Genomic DNA, 14192 nt, shown 5'->3' on the forward strand with positions numbered 1-14192 from the left:
TTAGAGGCCCGCCCACACGCCGGCTTAGCTCAGTTGGTAGAGCACCTGATTTGTAATCAGGGGGTCGCGGGTTCGATTCCTGCAGCCGGCACCATTTTACGTCCGCCCACGTCCACCTGTGTCATTGCAACCCACGGAAAACAGGCGTATTTTCTCACATATCGGCCCGTGAAGTTCGCTGACGTCCAGCTGCAGCCAACGTCATTTGGGGGCCACTTTTGGGGCCTTTTGGGGGCCAAATTGGGGGCCACTTTTTGCCTCCCGATTCCGTGGCCCCCAAATCGAGGTTTTTATGTGGGAGTTCAATTTCTTATGGCACTCACGGAAATCGCAATTCGGGCCGCAAAAGGGCGTGAAAAGCCGTATAAAATGACCGATAGCGGGGGCCTGTATCTGCTGGTGCAGCCAAACGGCTCCAAATACTGGCGACAAAAATACCGGAGGCTTGGCCGCGAGGGAAAGCTAAGCATCGGTAATTACCCGGATATCAGCCTTCGGGAAGCCCGAAAAAGGAGCGGGGCGGCCAAGGAGCAGCTGGCAGCACACAAAGACCCGGTACGGGAAAAACAGAAGGCAATTCAGGAAGCGCAGCTGCTCGCGACTAACACGTTCGAGCTGGTTGCCGCCGAATATTGTGAGCGACGCAGGGCGGATGGTTACAGGCCGTGGGCTCCTGCCAAGATCAACGCATCGACGCCGAGATAGCAAGCGGCATTTTCGGTCCGGTTGTGACCCGGCAGGATCTGTACGGTTGGCATCCCCCCGCGCGTGCGGGGAACAGCGCCCCGGCTTTCGCCTGCGTTACATTGGCGGCGGTTCATCCCCGCGTGTGCGGGGAACAGTCCCGCTACTATGCCAGCTACGACCACCAGCATGGTTCATCCCCGCGTGTGCGGGGAACAGTATTATTACGTCGATACCTATGTTTACCCGCACGGTTCATCCCCGCGTGTGCAGGGAACAGACGTTTCGCATGTTGTGGACGGCATCCACAACCGGTTCATCCCCGCGTGTGCGGGGAACAGACGGATCTGCGGCGGCAGCATTTTGCGAACCGCGGTTCATCCCCGCGTGTGCGGGGAACAGGCCAGTGCATGGTTTTCGATAGATCGTCGGCAGGGTTCATCCCCGCGTGTGCGGGGAACAGTCACTGTCACCGTAAACGGCACGGCCCGCACCAGGTTCATCCCCGCGTGTGCGGGGAACAGGACATGCGCGAGGGCATCTTTGTTGTCAGCCGCGGTTCATCCCCGCGTGTGCGGGGAACAGCCCCACCACAGCAGCGCGAGGGCGGCCTTGATCGGTTCATCCCCGCGTGTGCGGGGAACAGCGGGCGTTGATGCCACCGGCTGCTATCGCCTGCGGTTCATCCCCGCGTGTGCGGGGAACAGCCAGTGCCGCAATTGTTATGATTGGAGCCGTCCGGTTCATCCCCGCGTGTGCGGGGAACAGAATTGCAGTCTGGAGCCGCTGAAGGTTCCGGCCGGTTCATCCCCGCGTGTGCGGGGAACAGTTCGAAGAATCCGGCAGCATGCTGAAGGATGCCGGTTCATCCCCGCGTGTGCGGGGAACAGCCTTTACTGGCGTGGAGTGGGCAAGGCCCCGACGGTTCATCCCCGCGTGTGCGGGGAACAGCCGGTGATGTTGACATCATCGCTGACGCTGAGCGGTTCATCCCCGCGTGTGCGGGGAACAGGCGGCTTGATCGCTCAGCGCATGCCATTCGACCGGTTCATCCCCGCGTGTGCGGGGAACAGTCCACCGGGATAGCGCGCTTGAACGGATAGCCCGGTTCATCCCCGCGTGTGCGGGGAACAGAGCCACGGCGGCATAGTTACCCGTCGCGCGAGCGGTTCATCCCCGCGTGTGCGGGGAACAGAACACAACTTCGCGGGCTTTTTCCGTGTAAACCGGTTCATCCCCGCGTGTGCGGGGAACAGGCGCGAACCGGCGAAAGCGCTTCGTGGCGTTCAGGTTCATCCCCGCGTGTGCGGGGAACAGTTGCCCCGCAGATGCCGCTGCTCATAGGTCGCCGGTTCATCCCCGCGTGTGCGGGGAACAGGTTTCCACCTGAGCCTTGAGTTCAGCATTGGACGGTTCATCCCCGCGTGTGCGGGGAACAGGCTCTTTGTTGCGTCAAAGGCGGCCTGATCGGCGGTTCATCCCCGCGTGTGCGGGGAACAGGGTGATCGCGACGGCGTGCCGACGCGTCTGGACGGTTCATCCCCGCGTGTGCGGGGAACAGTGAATGTGCTGGGCAACCAGCAACAGACCGGCCGGTTCATCCCCGCGTGTGCGGGGAACAGGCCGACGAAGCCTGCCGCCAGAACAAGGAGGACGGTTCATCCCCGCGTGTGCGGGGAACAGGATCGACAGGATCGCCTCTATTCGCCCGAGAACGGTTCATCCCCGCGTGTGCGGGGAACAGGGCGAAACTCTGGATCAGGCAGTCGTCTCGCGCGGTTCATCCCCGCGTGTGCGGGGAACAGGTCCTGCGGATCGAGGGCGTTGGCACGTTCGCCGGTTCATCCCCGCGTGTGCGGGGAACAGTCCGACACCACAAGGGAGGCCGCTCTTGTCCGCGGTTCATCCCCGCGTGTGCGGGGAACAGGTGTCAAGGCGGCTCTCAGCATCTGTCAGCGCCGGTTCATCCCCGCGTGTGCGGGGAACAGCAACCCTAGCACGGCTGATGGTCCCATTGCAGCGGTTCATCCCCGCGTGTGCGGGGAACAGGCGCCTTGAGTTGCCGATTTTCCGCTCGCAGCCGGTTCATCCCCGCGTGTGCGGGGAACAGAAGGACGAAGCCCGGCGGAACGTGATCCAGTTCGGTTCATCCCCGCGTGTGCGGGGAACAGCTGACGCGGCTGCGCCCGGTAGCGTGCGAGTTCGGTTCATCCCCGCGTGTGCGGGGAACAGGTTGTGGGGTTTTTGAGCCTGCGATGCGTGACCGGTTCATCCCCGCGTGTGCGGGGAACAGACCGGCAACGAAGGCCTGACAGGCTGCAATAGCGGTTCATCCCCGCGTGTGCGGGGAACAGTCGAACGTGGCCCCGCCAACGTCGATCAGTTCCGGTTCATCCCCGCGTGTGCGGGGAACAGGGGGACATGTTCAGGACTCGGATGCCACGGTCCGGTTCATCCCCGCGTGTGCGGGGAACAGCGGACAGCATAGGCGAACATGCGCATCAACTGCGGTTCATCCCCGCGTGTGCGGGGAACAGTTTCCGAGAAGTTCCGGTCGGCGAAGCATGAGCGGTTCATCCCCGCGTGTGCGGGGAACAGCGCGCACCGTTCGGATGCGTGGCCGCACCCACCGGTTCATCCCCGCGTGTGCGGGGAACAGTAGGCCAGCAGCTCGGTCGGGCCGGGACGCCACGGTTCATCCCCGCGTGTGCGGGGAACAGAAGGTGTATATCGTGGGTGGAATCGTGGGGGCCGGTTCATCCCCGCGTGTGCGGGGAACAGAGCTTTCGGCGCGGATGGAAGGGCGGCCAGACCGGTTCATCCCCGCGTGTGCGGGGAACAGTCACGACGGAGGAGGACGCGCGGGTGGACGGCCGGTTCATCCCCGCGTGTGCGGGGAACAGCCACGCCAGTAGCAACCAGACGGCGCTTTTCTCGGTTCATCCCCGCGTGTGCGGGGAACAGCCACTTGCCGACGTTTTGCTGATAGTCGCTCACGGTTCATCCCCGCGTGTGCGGGGAACAGAACAGAGCACCGATGGCGATGGCAGCATATAGCGGTTCATCCCCGCGTGTGCGGGGAACAGGATGAACGCCCGCCTGTCGTGGGCGAGGCATACGGTTCATCCCCGCGTGTGCGGGGAACAGCGCCTGCAAATCCTTCAGCCGGGGCGCAATCTCGGTTCATCCCCGCGTGTGCGGGGAACAGGCCAGGCGCCCGCGCCGGATCACATTCTGCGCCGGTTCATCCCCGCGTGTGCGGGGAACAGTCTTTCCGGAAATGACTGTAATTACAGAATATTCACGATGTCAAATAGCCTACCGGATTAACAAGCCGGTTCACCCGGGCTTTTCTGGAAAGAAAGAAACCAGTTTCAGCCCATCGAAATCCACCGGTGCGCGGCGATTTCGGCCGATCGTCAGGAAATCGAAGCCCTGATCGGTGGGCGCTTTCCACACCATGACTGCATCGCCCGCTTCGATGTAGGCCTCCACCTGTTCCCATATCCGCTGCCGGGTCCGGGCCGAATAATCACCCACATACACGCCGGCCCGCACCTCCAGCAGCCATGCGGCCAGCCTGCCCCGAAGCCGGGGCGGCGCATTGTTCAGCACAACCACCATCATCCCCGATGCCCTTCGTCACCCGAAGCAGGCGCATCGTCGAATGCCGGCCCCCATGCATCCTCCGGCGGCTCCGGCCGGGCCAGTTCTCCCGCGGCCAAAACATCTTCGATGGCGGGAATGATCTTGGCCAACAGGCCGGTGCGCCGAAAGGAATCCCGGCAGGCCAGCCTGACTGCCCGATCAGGGGACATCTCCAGCTTGCCCCGCGCATGTTGCCCCGCCACGCGAAACGCCTCCGGCACCACGGTATCCAGCTTCCACAGATCGGCAATGTCATACACGAACGATAACGGCTTGCCGGAATGCAACATCCCGATCGCGGGCGCATATCCCGCCGCCAGCACGGCCGCCTCGCACAAGCCATGTAGGCAGGCCGTCGCGGCGGAAAGGCAGCGGTTGGGCACGTCGCCTGCCTCCCAGTCCTTCACGTCATAGCTGCGCCGGGTCCAGCGCACGCCATGCGCCTGCGCCAGCAATTCGTAGCTTCTGCGCACGCGCGCGCCTTCGATGCCGCGCAATTGTTCGATGGACCGCCGCTCTGGCGCAGGCTCGCCGAAGCGCAGCGCATACATCTTCCGCACCACCCGCAGCCTTGCCGCCGGATCCAGCGCGATGGATGCCTGCCACAGCAAGCGGTCTGCGCGGGCGCCACCGGGCTGGCCGGCGGAATAGAGGCGGACACCTGCCTCCCCCACCCATGTGATCAATGTGCCGGAACGGGCCGCAAGCGCCACCGCCGCATGGGAAATGCGCGCGCCCGGCTCCAGCATGATGCCCGCCAGACCGCCCACCGGGATGTGAGTGCGCGTGCCGTCCGCGTTTACGGCAACGAACGCGCCATCCTGCACATCAAGCTGTGCACGTTCGACAAAGACGAGCGAGGCCCTGTCTTTCAGCGGAATGGGGCGAGCCGGGGGAAGCCCGGGCACTGTCATCGGGGGCAGCCCATCCGATCAGGCCCGGCGGATCAGCATCAGGCCGCAGCCGAAGGATTTGGCCCGGCCAAACCCCTGCAGGATGCGTTTGAGCAGCGCATCAGCGTCTTCCACCAGCAGATGGCCGGAAAGCTCCATCACGCCGAACTGCGGCTGCCCCTCACGCTTTCCCACATGGCCGGGAACTGGCGTCACGGAATAGTCCGCCACATGCGCGTCCGGCACCGGCCCGTCCGGCCCATCGCGCGTGTCCAGACGGAAACCATGGCGCGCTCCCTGCCCTGCCAGCCATGCCTGCGCCGCCTCCTGCGCGAGCGCCATGCGCAAGGCCGCTCGCTCGCTTGGCTGTTCGGGCAGCAGGTCCCGTTCCCGGGTCAGCGGATAGAGACGGTCCATCACCACATCGATGTGCCGGGTTTTCGGCTTGCCATCCGCCCGTGTCGCCCCGGTTTTCCGTGTCTGGGTGGCGTTGGCGCGCAGCAGGAAGGAAAGCCGGTCTCCGGCGCGCAGGTCGGGCGTGAAGGCCCGCACGTCCGGCGGGTCGAACAGGCCCGCGCCATCGGCGGCCGGCGGGGTTGCCGACAGGATCAGGAAGCGGCCCCTGCCCTCGGCCCGCCAGAGATGATCGCGCGCAGGCCGATCCGCAAACAGAGACCAGATCAGGCGGTGGTGGGCATCCATGATCCGCCCCTTGTCGGGCCGGTGCAGATGCTGGCGATAAGGGCCTTCCACCGGGTTGATCAGCGCGGCCAGCGCCTTTGTCGCGGGATTGCGCGCAAGCTGCACGCGGCTTAGCCAGGCGGTCATGCGTCCTCCGCGAGTGGGTGGTGGATGAACAGGCGGCGACCGGTGAAATGCCATGCGGCCCGGTCTGTGGCCTGATCCTGCCGCTGTTCCTCATGGTCTTCCTCGGCAAGCCGCTCGTCCGAGGCGATGAAGCGGATGGTTGGCCGCTGCCCCCAGAAGGGCGGCAAGGGGTGGCTGGCCAGCGCCTGCGCCGCACCCGTTGCCGAGAGGATGGCGGGGCCGGGCGGGGCCGACAGCGGGCAGCTTTTCCGGCCCAGATACAGGGTGAAGGCAGGCGTTCGAAGCGCATCGGCCAGTTCCTGCAGGCCGGGCGCGGTCGCATCGCCGCGCCACAGCGCCACGGCATAGGCAACCCCAACCCGATAATCCCTGAGCGTGAGCACGGTGTTCAGATCCTCACGCGGGATGGAGAGCGCCTCGGCACGGGTCTGAGGTTGTTTCATTTTCGCGGTGGGCACGGTTTGCACAGTGTGGAAATCGCGCAGCGGCACGCCGCTTTCATAAACGGCAACGGCCAGCCGCAGCCCCTCCAGCCGCTTTAGTCCGGCAATGTCGGTTCGCCGGATACCCATGGCCGCCGCCATCAGGCCCAGCACGGCGGATCGCCCGGGCCAGTGCCATGTGCCGCGCCGTTCATGGCCGGCGAAATCGCCCATCGCCGCCATGCCCGCCGTCAGCGTGAAAGTCAGATAATCAGGCATTGGCGGCGCTGGCGGCGAATGCGGCTATGTCCTTCAGAGTTACAGTTTTACTGCCAAGGATGTTCAAAATCCGCAAATCGTCGCAGGCAGGCCCGTAAACATCGGTCAGCTTTTTGGCCATGTCTTCCAGCCGTTCGATCGAGCTGCCCAGATAATCGTCTCCGCCAACGGCCTTGAAGAAGGCACCTGTCAGGTCTCGCGGGGCCTGCGCGCCCAGTTCGGCCCGCAGATAGGCCGCGCGCGGGTGGTGGGCGTGGCTGTTCTGTTTGCCCTTCGGTGTCGCCGTCGCCAGCGCATGTGCCAGCGCCTCCAGTCCGCGGGCGGCCAGTTCCCGGTCTCCCTGCAGATTCTCGATCAGCAGGTCCACATTCACGCAGACATAGAGGTAGTAAACACCCGAGCCGAAGCCATGTTCGCCGATATGCCCGGCGCCCGCATCATCCTCGCGCGTTTTCAGATCGTCGACGGCAGTGAACCAGTCTTCTTCGGACATGGCTTTGTGCGTGGTGATGGCATGGCCCACCTGCACAGCGGCCTCGCGATTGTAATCGGGCGCGTCGGCCAGCATGCGGCCGAACATGGCGATATCGACGGCGCCATCGGCATGGCGCAGCACCAACTTCTTCAGGGCATTCTCATCGATCGCCTCGCCATTCGCCAGGCGATCCGCCAGATCGAGCGCGAGTTGCCGTTCGTCAGGCGAGATGAAGGCCAGCGTTGCAAGTTGTGCCTTGTCGGCCTTTTTGTCGAGTTTGCCGAAGATGGCCGCCACTTGTTCGGCGATCTTTGCGGCTTTTTCCGCCGGTGTGTCCTGTTGCTCCAAATGCGACAGGATCACGTCTCCCAGCCGCTTGGTCCGCTCGCCGCGATGGCCTGAAAGCCCGGCGGCAAATTCCGGCGACACCCGGATGGCCCGCTTGATCGACTGACTGGACAGCCGAAGGCGCGGCGCGCCGCCCAGATGCGCCATCTTGGGCCGCCCCTGATCGTCGCGGTTCGGGTTGGAGGGCGGGTAGGGCGTCAGCACATGAAATTGCAGGAAGCGGGTCATGCCTTCTTCTCCGTCTGGAGGTCATCTTCGGATTGCGTTTCAGGGGGAGAGGTGTGGAAATAATCGAAATACCAGTCGTTAGGACCCTGCTCGCCCCAGCGCAGCAGGTCGCGACCCAGTCGGCCAACGGCGCAGCCATGCCCGGCCATGGGCAACGCGCGGATCAGCGCGGTCGCCACCTCATCGATATCGCTGGCTCTCATCAGCCGCTCGAAGCGGGCGGGTGACATGGCCGGATCATCTCCGCCCAACCGCCAGGCCAAACTATGTTTCGGATCATGCTGGCGCACATGCGCCAGCACCCGTGCCAGCGCACCAAGCGGCGCGGGGTCATGGCGCAACCGCCGCCCCAACCACGCATCGGCTGCCACCACGCGATCATAAAGGTCGATCACCTCCCGATGGCCCAGCGCCTCACCAGTGCCAGCGCGGCGCAACTTCGCGGCCAGCGCCCGCTGGGGGGCATGATCCGCCTCGATATTGATGCGCCACCAGACGGCAATCGCCTGCGCGAGGCCGGGCTTCTTCTCGTCACTCATACCTGCACCTCCGCGCGCGCCTTGCGTTCCGGCAGGGGCAGTTCCAGCAGCCGGAACGTCTCCGCGCCGGGTTTGCCGAACCCGGCGAACGACTGTTGCAGAATCTGACGTGCCTTCACGATCAGCTGCACATCCTCGATCGGCCGTTCCGTCAGCCCGGAAAGCGCCTCGCGGTCAAACATCGACAATGCCTTGCGCCGCAGCGCCGCCAGCCAGTCCGCGCCCACCGCTCGGTCCCCGGCGTGCCGCACGAGACGGTCGAACGTCTCTTCGGTTGCCGTAAACCAGTCCTCGCGCAGTGCGTCGAGCGCTGACTCCTCCCCCACCACGAGCCGCAGCGTGGATCGCAGCACCCCCCACAGCAGCTCGGAAGCCTCGATCATGCCGCGCACGCGCGCCTGCCCCAGGTTGTTCAGCGGCAGCAGCGGCTGGCGCGACAGGGTGAAATCCATCGGCTGCATATTGTTCATCGCCCAGCCGCCAACCAGCAGCGAAGCCCCCCGCCGCGCCGCCAGCGGCAGCCGGTCCTCATAGGTTTCCACCGCTTTTGCGCGCTGGCGCAATTGCCGGTTCTGCTCCGTGCTCGCCATCACCACCCCCAGCCAGTTGCGATAGCTGAACCGCCCGGGGCGCGGATGCACGGGCAGCAGTTCCGCCCCCTCCTTCACGCGATAATAGGGCGTCAGCGGATGCACCCAGCCCAGATAATTGCCGCCCCACGGCCGCTGGATCACGCCGGTGACCACGTCGCCTTCCGCCACCAGCCACAGGCGGCGGGGCATGGCAAAGAAGGCATCCAGCGGATCGCCCGCATCCGGCGGCAGCACTTCACCCCTTTCGGATGTGCGTGCGGGCCGCATCCATGGGAATGTGTAGGGTTCGCCCTGAGGCCGATAGGGCACATTGGCCCAGATCATATCCCACAGGCGACCGGTTCCGGGATCAACCAGCGTCACCATCGGCCCGCCGCCCCGCAACGAGGTGCGGTTCCCCGCGCCGCCTGAAGGGGCATGGGATTGCAACAGATACAGCGCCATCGCCGCCGTCGGCAGGTCCAGCGCCGGATAGCGGCCGCCATGCACCATCAGGTCCGCATTCTTCTTTACCGCGTTGGCGCCTGCGGAATCGATGAACAGCATGTCGGGCGGATTGGGTTCGCCCTCCAGCCCGCCCAGTTCCTGCAGGAACCGCGGGCCGTCGCCCAGCAAATCGAAGGCGGGTGCCAGCGCCTCCAGCCGGGCCGACAGGCGCTCCATATCAGGCTCCCGCCGGACCTCCCAATCCTCGGCGTCTTCGGGGGGGTCAGCAGCGGCCACGAGGCCGATCAGAAATTCGAGGCACGCGAGATTGAGATCCGCGCGCGGCCAATCCAACGCCTCTACCCAAGGGGACGCCACCTCAGAAGGCCGAACACACCTTCGACCGACCAGTGTTCGGACCGGAATCCAAGAATTCCAAAGCAGATTCATGTGGATAATGGATAGGTCAAATTCCCATCCCTGTCGACAGCAACGTCGTTTGAAAAAATCAATCTAAACATATTGAAACGCTCAAGCCGGATACTTATGTTTACGTTGCGCTTCGGGAAACTCCAAACTCCCCCGAAGCGCGTGATCGGGCCGTAGCTTAACTGGATAGAGCATCGGTCTACTAAACTGCAAGATGCTGGTTCGAGTCCAGCCGGCCCGGCCACTCTTTCCAAATCTAATAGCGAAGGAGGCAAAACACTACCCCACAATATCAAAAAAATCCCCGCCAAAACGGGGAACAGACATATTGGCTTGCCAACGCTCAAGCGGGCTACGGTTCATCCCCGCGTTTGCGGGGATGAACCCGTTAAACCCCGATCCACCTCATAGCGCAAGCCGTCGCTGATCCGCCCGTCGGCCTCCACCGGACAAACCAGCACATCTTCACGCCGCCACTCCGGCCAGCCCTGCTTCAACACCACCACATCCGCCGCAGCCTGATCCGGCAGCGCGAACCGCGCCAGCCAGCGGCAACGCACACTCACTTCGCTCAGCATCCACGCCTCGCGCTCCGCCACCTCGTCATTCCCGGACAGCGGAGCCCACGGCCTGAGCCCGCCTGCCTCCCGCCGCGCCAGCAGCAGGGTTCGGGTTTCCTCGCCCAGCCGTGTCGGATATTCGCGCGAACTGCCCACCCTTGCTGTAGCATAGCCCTCGGCAATCGCGATCACATTGTTAAGGGCCCGCGATCTCTCGGCATAAATCTGCCCGAAGCGTTCCTCCTCCGCTTTCTGCAGTGCGGCTGGCACCTCAGCGATATCGTTGCCATCCACCGCTTCCACCAATGCCCGCAGATCGGCCGGTATGGAAATCCGCCCGCGCCGCACCAGTTTGTCCGCCGTCCGCCACTGGTCCGTCAACGGATAGGTCCAGGCACCACGATCCAGCACGCGCTGCAACCATCGCTCGTCTGTCGCGAAATCAGGATCGGGGGAGAGAAGATGCAGCACCGGCCCGGCCAGCGGCCTCCCGGTTGCCGGGCGCAAATCCATATGCCGCCACAGCCGCCCGATCCGTTGAATCAGGGCCGCCATGGGTGCCAAGTCACTCACCATTAAATCAAAATCGAGATCCAGAGAACTCTCGACGATTTGGGTGGCCACCAACACCCCGCCTCGTTCCTGCCCACCCCGCCCCCAGCGCGCCAGCACCTCGGCCTCGATCCGCTTGCGGTCGTGCAGGGCAAAGCGGGCATGCAGCAGCTTCGCTTCCACACCCCGCTCCCGAAGCGCCTCCACCGCCGCGATGGCATCGTCCACGGCGTTCCGCACCCACACACAGGCGGCCCCCTTCGCCGCCCCATCGGCCAGCACGTCCACGGCATCGGCCATCGCCTCCAGCCGACAAACCGCCACATCGCCCTTGCCCGAAACCGCAGGATACGATCGCCGCGCCTCTCCGCCAGCGATCGAGAGCGATGGATAGGCCATGTCGCGGTCTACGCCGGCTTCCCGGCCGGTGCCGCGTTCGAATGCCTCAGCAAAGCGCTGCCGAAGGTTGATGGGCAGGGTTGCCGACATGAGGATGGCCGACCCGCCGGCCATGGCGTGCATCTCCAGCAGTCGTGCCAGTTGTTCCGCCATATAGGGGTCGCCCAGTTCATGCGCTTCGTCCACGATCAGGATCTTCGAGGAAAGTCCCCAGTGTCGCAGCGTGGAAAAGCGCGACGGCAGGATCGAGAGCAACGCCTGATCGATGGTGCCGATGCCGATATCACCCAGCAGCGCGCGATGCCGGCTGTCCGCCAGCCATGGCGCGCAGGTCACGTCATCCTCGTCGCCGCTCTCCCGCCCCACCAGCGCGCGAAAATCGCGCGAAAGGGCGGCGCGCCCATGCGCTAGTGTCAGGGATGGGCAATCGAACAGCCTGCCCATCATCCCGCGCGCCCGGGCGAACATTGCATCCGCCGTCGCCATCGTCGGCAACGCGAAGAAGAGCCCCTTCGCCTTTTCCGACAGCAGCATCCGCTGCGCTAGAATCAGCCCGGCCTCGGTCTTTCCCGCCCCGGTTTCATCCTCGATAAAGGCTAGCATCGGCCCGTCCCGCAACGCGATGGACGATGCCTCCCGCTGCATCGCCCGCATCTGTTCAGCGGGAAACGGAAACAGCCAGCCGTCTTTCACGGGAACGGGCTGCAGCCCCGCTTCACGCACCGCAATGGCGGCAAGACCGCGCGCGCGGTGTAGATAGGCGGGCAGATCCAGCGATGGCTCCAGCGGTGGAAACCAGTCAGGGTTGGAAGCGACCCAGTCCGCCGCAGTCACCAGCCCGGCCAGCCACCAGCTTCGTCTTTTCGCGTCAGCCTCTCGCAGACCGGCCAGCGAGGCGTCCGGAAACAGGGTCAGGAAGGCGTCGAACAGGGTGACGGCATCAAGTCGCCCCTCCTCGTCGGGCCATTGATCCCGGTAACGTTGATAGACCTCCTCGCTTCGCCCGGAAGGCCGCCCATGATGCCCGGCAACAGCAGAGATCAGATGCTTCAGAGGTCGCCAGCTTCCGTTCAGCCGATCCGCAAGCCGAGGCAGTTCGGGGAAAAGCCAGGCCTCTGTGAGCTCCCAATGGGAAAAATGCTGTCGCTGGCCATGCCTCAGCATGGACCGAAAGCTAAGGCTGATCTTGCCCAGATCATGCGCGCCGGCCAACAGCGCGAATGTTGCTTTCTGTTCAGACGAAAAGTCCGCCTGGCCCAGCAAAACTTCGGCGACGGCCATCACATCCAGCATATGATAGGCAGCCGGATGTTCCGGCCCGCCGTCACGCCCACTCTTGCCGGGCCAGAGGAATATGCCGTTCGGTCCAGCGCTGCGAATCATCCAATAGCCACCGACAGAGACATTATGCGCATGGGAGGCATGATGCCCACCCCCATCATGCGATGAGATATTACGATGGCCCGATAAACAGCCGATTTGACGGCACGCAATTTTGAATGGAGTTCCAGCACATTGCCGCCGAATCTAACGCCCTTGGCTCCTATTGACGAGAGTGGTTACCACAACCGCGCAAACCCTGAGATATACTCCGTGTCGCCCGCCAATTGAACCACCCTGGGATTGTCGGAGGCCCTAACTCCTGAGAGGAAGGGTCTAGGATGGGCAGGACGACGCACAAGTTTGCCCCTGAGGTTCGTGAGCGGGCAGTCTGCATGGTTCTGGAGCACGAGAGCGAGCATCCATCCCGCTGTGCGGCGATCACATCCATAGCGACCATGATCGGCTGCTCGGGGCACACGCTGTTGGAGTGGGAGAAGAAGGCCGAGGTAAACAGCGGCAAGCGTGCCGGCGTTCCCACCGAGTTGGCAGACCGCCTCAAGGCGTTGGAGTGCGAGAACCGCGATCTGCGGTAGGCCAACGAGATCCTGCGCAAGGCTTCCGCTTTTGCCCAGGCGGAGTTCGACCGCCCATTCAAGCGACGACCAGCTTCATTGATGAGGATCGGGATGAGTCTGGGGTCGAGCCGATCTGCCGGGTTCTGCCGATCGCCCCATCCACCTATCATGAGCATGTGGCGCAACGCCGCGATCCATCACGCTTGTCGCCGCGTGCCCAGCGCGACGAAGCGATGAAGCCAGAGGTTCGGCGCGTGTTCGACGCTAACTTCAAGGTCCATGGCGTGCGCAAGGTGTGGCGGCAGATGCAGCGCGAAGGCTTCGATATTGCCCGTTGCACGGTCGAGCGGCTGATGCGGGATCTGGGCCTGCAAGGCGTGATCCGGGGCAAGCCAGTGAAGACGACGATCAGCGACAAGGCGGCGCCATGTCCGCTCGATCAGGTCAACCGCCAGTTCCATGCGCCTGCGCCGAACATGCTGTGGGTATCGGACTTCCCTTACGTCGCGACCTGGGCGGGGTTCGTCTACGTGGCCTTCGTGATCGACGTCTACGCCCGCTATATCGTGGGCTGGCGGGTGAGCAGAACGGCGCATGCCAGCTTAGTGCTGGATGCCCGCACCCAAGCGATCCATGATCGGTGCCCTGTCCATCGTGGTGGCCTGATCCACCACGGCGACCGCGGCAGCCAATATGTCTCGATCAAATATACCGAGCGCCTTGCCGAGGCAGGCATCGGGCCGTCGGTCGGGAGCGTTGGCGACAGCAACGACAACGCCTTGGCTGAGACGATCAATGGCCTTTACAAGGCCGAGGTCATCCATCGACGAGGACCGTGGAGATCCTTTGAAGCCGTTGAATACGCCACGCTCGAATGGGTGGACTGGTTCAACAACCGGCGCTTGCTCGCACCCATCAGCAATATCCCACCCGCCCAAGCCGAGCAGCGCTACTACGCCATGCTGGACGACACACCCGGGGTAGCATAATT

The 14192-nt window shown here is 64.1% G+C and carries 9 protein-coding genes, 2 tRNA genes, 1 pseudogene, 1 CRISPR repeat array and 1 other annotated feature; of the genes and pseudogenes, 4 read left to right on the forward strand and 8 right to left on the reverse strand.

What is annotated here, in order from left to right; all coding sequences use genetic code 11:
• Positions 1-18 precede the first annotated feature (18 nt).
• Both FJQ54_RS00680 and FJQ54_RS00685 read left to right on the forward strand, forming a co-directional pair.
• A tRNA-Thr gene (locus FJQ54_RS00680) sits at positions 19-94 on the forward strand.
• Between the two features lie 218 nt (positions 95-312).
• Positions 313-705, forward strand: coding sequence for an Arm DNA-binding domain-containing protein (locus FJQ54_RS00685; protein WP_140926359.1), 393 nt, complete (start codon positions 313-315; stop codon positions 703-705).
• A 108-nt stretch (positions 706-813) separates the two neighbouring features.
• Positions 814-3953: direct repeats of the CRISPR family, unit length 29 nt; unit sequence CGGTTCATCCCCGCGTGTGCGGGGAACAG.
• A gap of 70 nt (positions 3954-4023) precedes the next feature.
• On the opposite strand, the gene cas2e is transcribed toward FJQ54_RS00685, so the two are convergent.
• Genes cas2e through casA form a run of 7 tightly spaced genes read right to left on the reverse strand, consistent with a single transcriptional unit; the run spans position 4024 to position 9813 of the window.
• Positions 4024-4311 (reverse strand): type I-E CRISPR-associated endoribonuclease Cas2e, encoded by a 288-nt coding sequence (gene cas2e, locus FJQ54_RS00690; RefSeq protein WP_140926361.1) that lies wholly within the window; start codon positions 4309-4311, stop codon positions 4024-4026.
• Positions 4308-5246 carry a type I-E CRISPR-associated endonuclease Cas1e gene (cas1e, locus tag FJQ54_RS00695; RefSeq protein WP_140926363.1) on the reverse strand — a complete coding sequence of 313 codons (939 nt, stop codon included), beginning with the start codon at positions 5244-5246 and terminating at the stop codon, positions 4308-4310. The genes cas2e and cas1e overlap by 4 nt, the downstream gene beginning before the upstream one ends.
• A gap of 18 nt (positions 5247-5264) precedes the next feature.
• Positions 5265-6053 (reverse strand): type I-E CRISPR-associated protein Cas6/Cse3/CasE, encoded by a 789-nt coding sequence (gene cas6e, locus FJQ54_RS00700; RefSeq protein ID WP_140926365.1) that lies wholly within the window; start codon positions 6051-6053, stop codon positions 5265-5267.
• Positions 6050-6754: a type I-E CRISPR-associated protein Cas5/CasD gene (gene cas5e / locus FJQ54_RS00705; protein WP_140926367.1), complete on the reverse strand. Its 705-nt coding sequence runs from the start codon at positions 6752-6754 to the stop codon at positions 6050-6052. The genes cas6e and cas5e overlap by 4 nt, the downstream gene beginning before the upstream one ends.
• The gene (cas7e, locus tag FJQ54_RS00710; protein WP_140926369.1) at positions 6747-7805 is read right to left on the reverse strand and encodes a type I-E CRISPR-associated protein Cas7/Cse4/CasC; all 1059 of its coding nucleotides are present in this window, start codon (positions 7803-7805) and stop codon (positions 6747-6749) included. Before cas7e ends, cas5e begins: the two co-directional genes overlap by 8 nt.
• Entirely contained in the window at positions 7802-8344 is a 543-nt protein-coding gene (gene casB, locus FJQ54_RS00715) for a type I-E CRISPR-associated protein Cse2/CasB (protein WP_140926372.1), read from the reverse strand. Before casB ends, cas7e begins: the two co-directional genes overlap by 4 nt.
• Positions 8341-9813: a type I-E CRISPR-associated protein Cse1/CasA gene (gene casA / locus FJQ54_RS00720; protein ID WP_140926374.1), complete on the reverse strand. Its 1473-nt coding sequence runs from the start codon at positions 9811-9813 to the stop codon at positions 8341-8343. The genes casB and casA overlap by 4 nt, the downstream gene beginning before the upstream one ends.
• Before the next feature lie 146 nt (positions 9814-9959).
• Here casA and FJQ54_RS00725 point away from each other — a divergent pair.
• Positions 9960-10036: transfer RNA gene (locus tag FJQ54_RS00725), tRNA-Ser, on the forward strand.
• A 115-nt stretch (positions 10037-10151) separates the two neighbouring features.
• Here the strand turns inward: FJQ54_RS00725 and cas3 are convergent.
• On the reverse strand, positions 10152-12686 hold the full coding sequence (cas3, locus tag FJQ54_RS00730; protein ID WP_181159927.1) for a CRISPR-associated helicase Cas3': 2535 nt from the start codon (positions 12684-12686) through the stop codon (positions 10152-10154).
• Positions 12687-12964: 278 nt separating this feature from the next.
• Between cas3 and FJQ54_RS00735 the strand changes: the two are divergent.
• Positions 12965-14190, forward strand: a pseudogene (locus tag FJQ54_RS00735) (IS3 family transposase).
• Positions 13246-13359: a sequence feature (AL1L pseudoknot), on the forward strand. (Overlaps the previous pseudogene by 114 nt.)
• Positions 14191-14192: the final 2 nt, after the last annotated feature.

The sequence above is a fragment of the Sandaracinobacter neustonicus genome, assembly GCF_006385875.1.
Taxonomy (GTDB): Bacteria; Pseudomonadota; Alphaproteobacteria; order Sphingomonadales; family Sphingomonadaceae; genus Sandaracinobacteroides; species Sandaracinobacteroides neustonicus.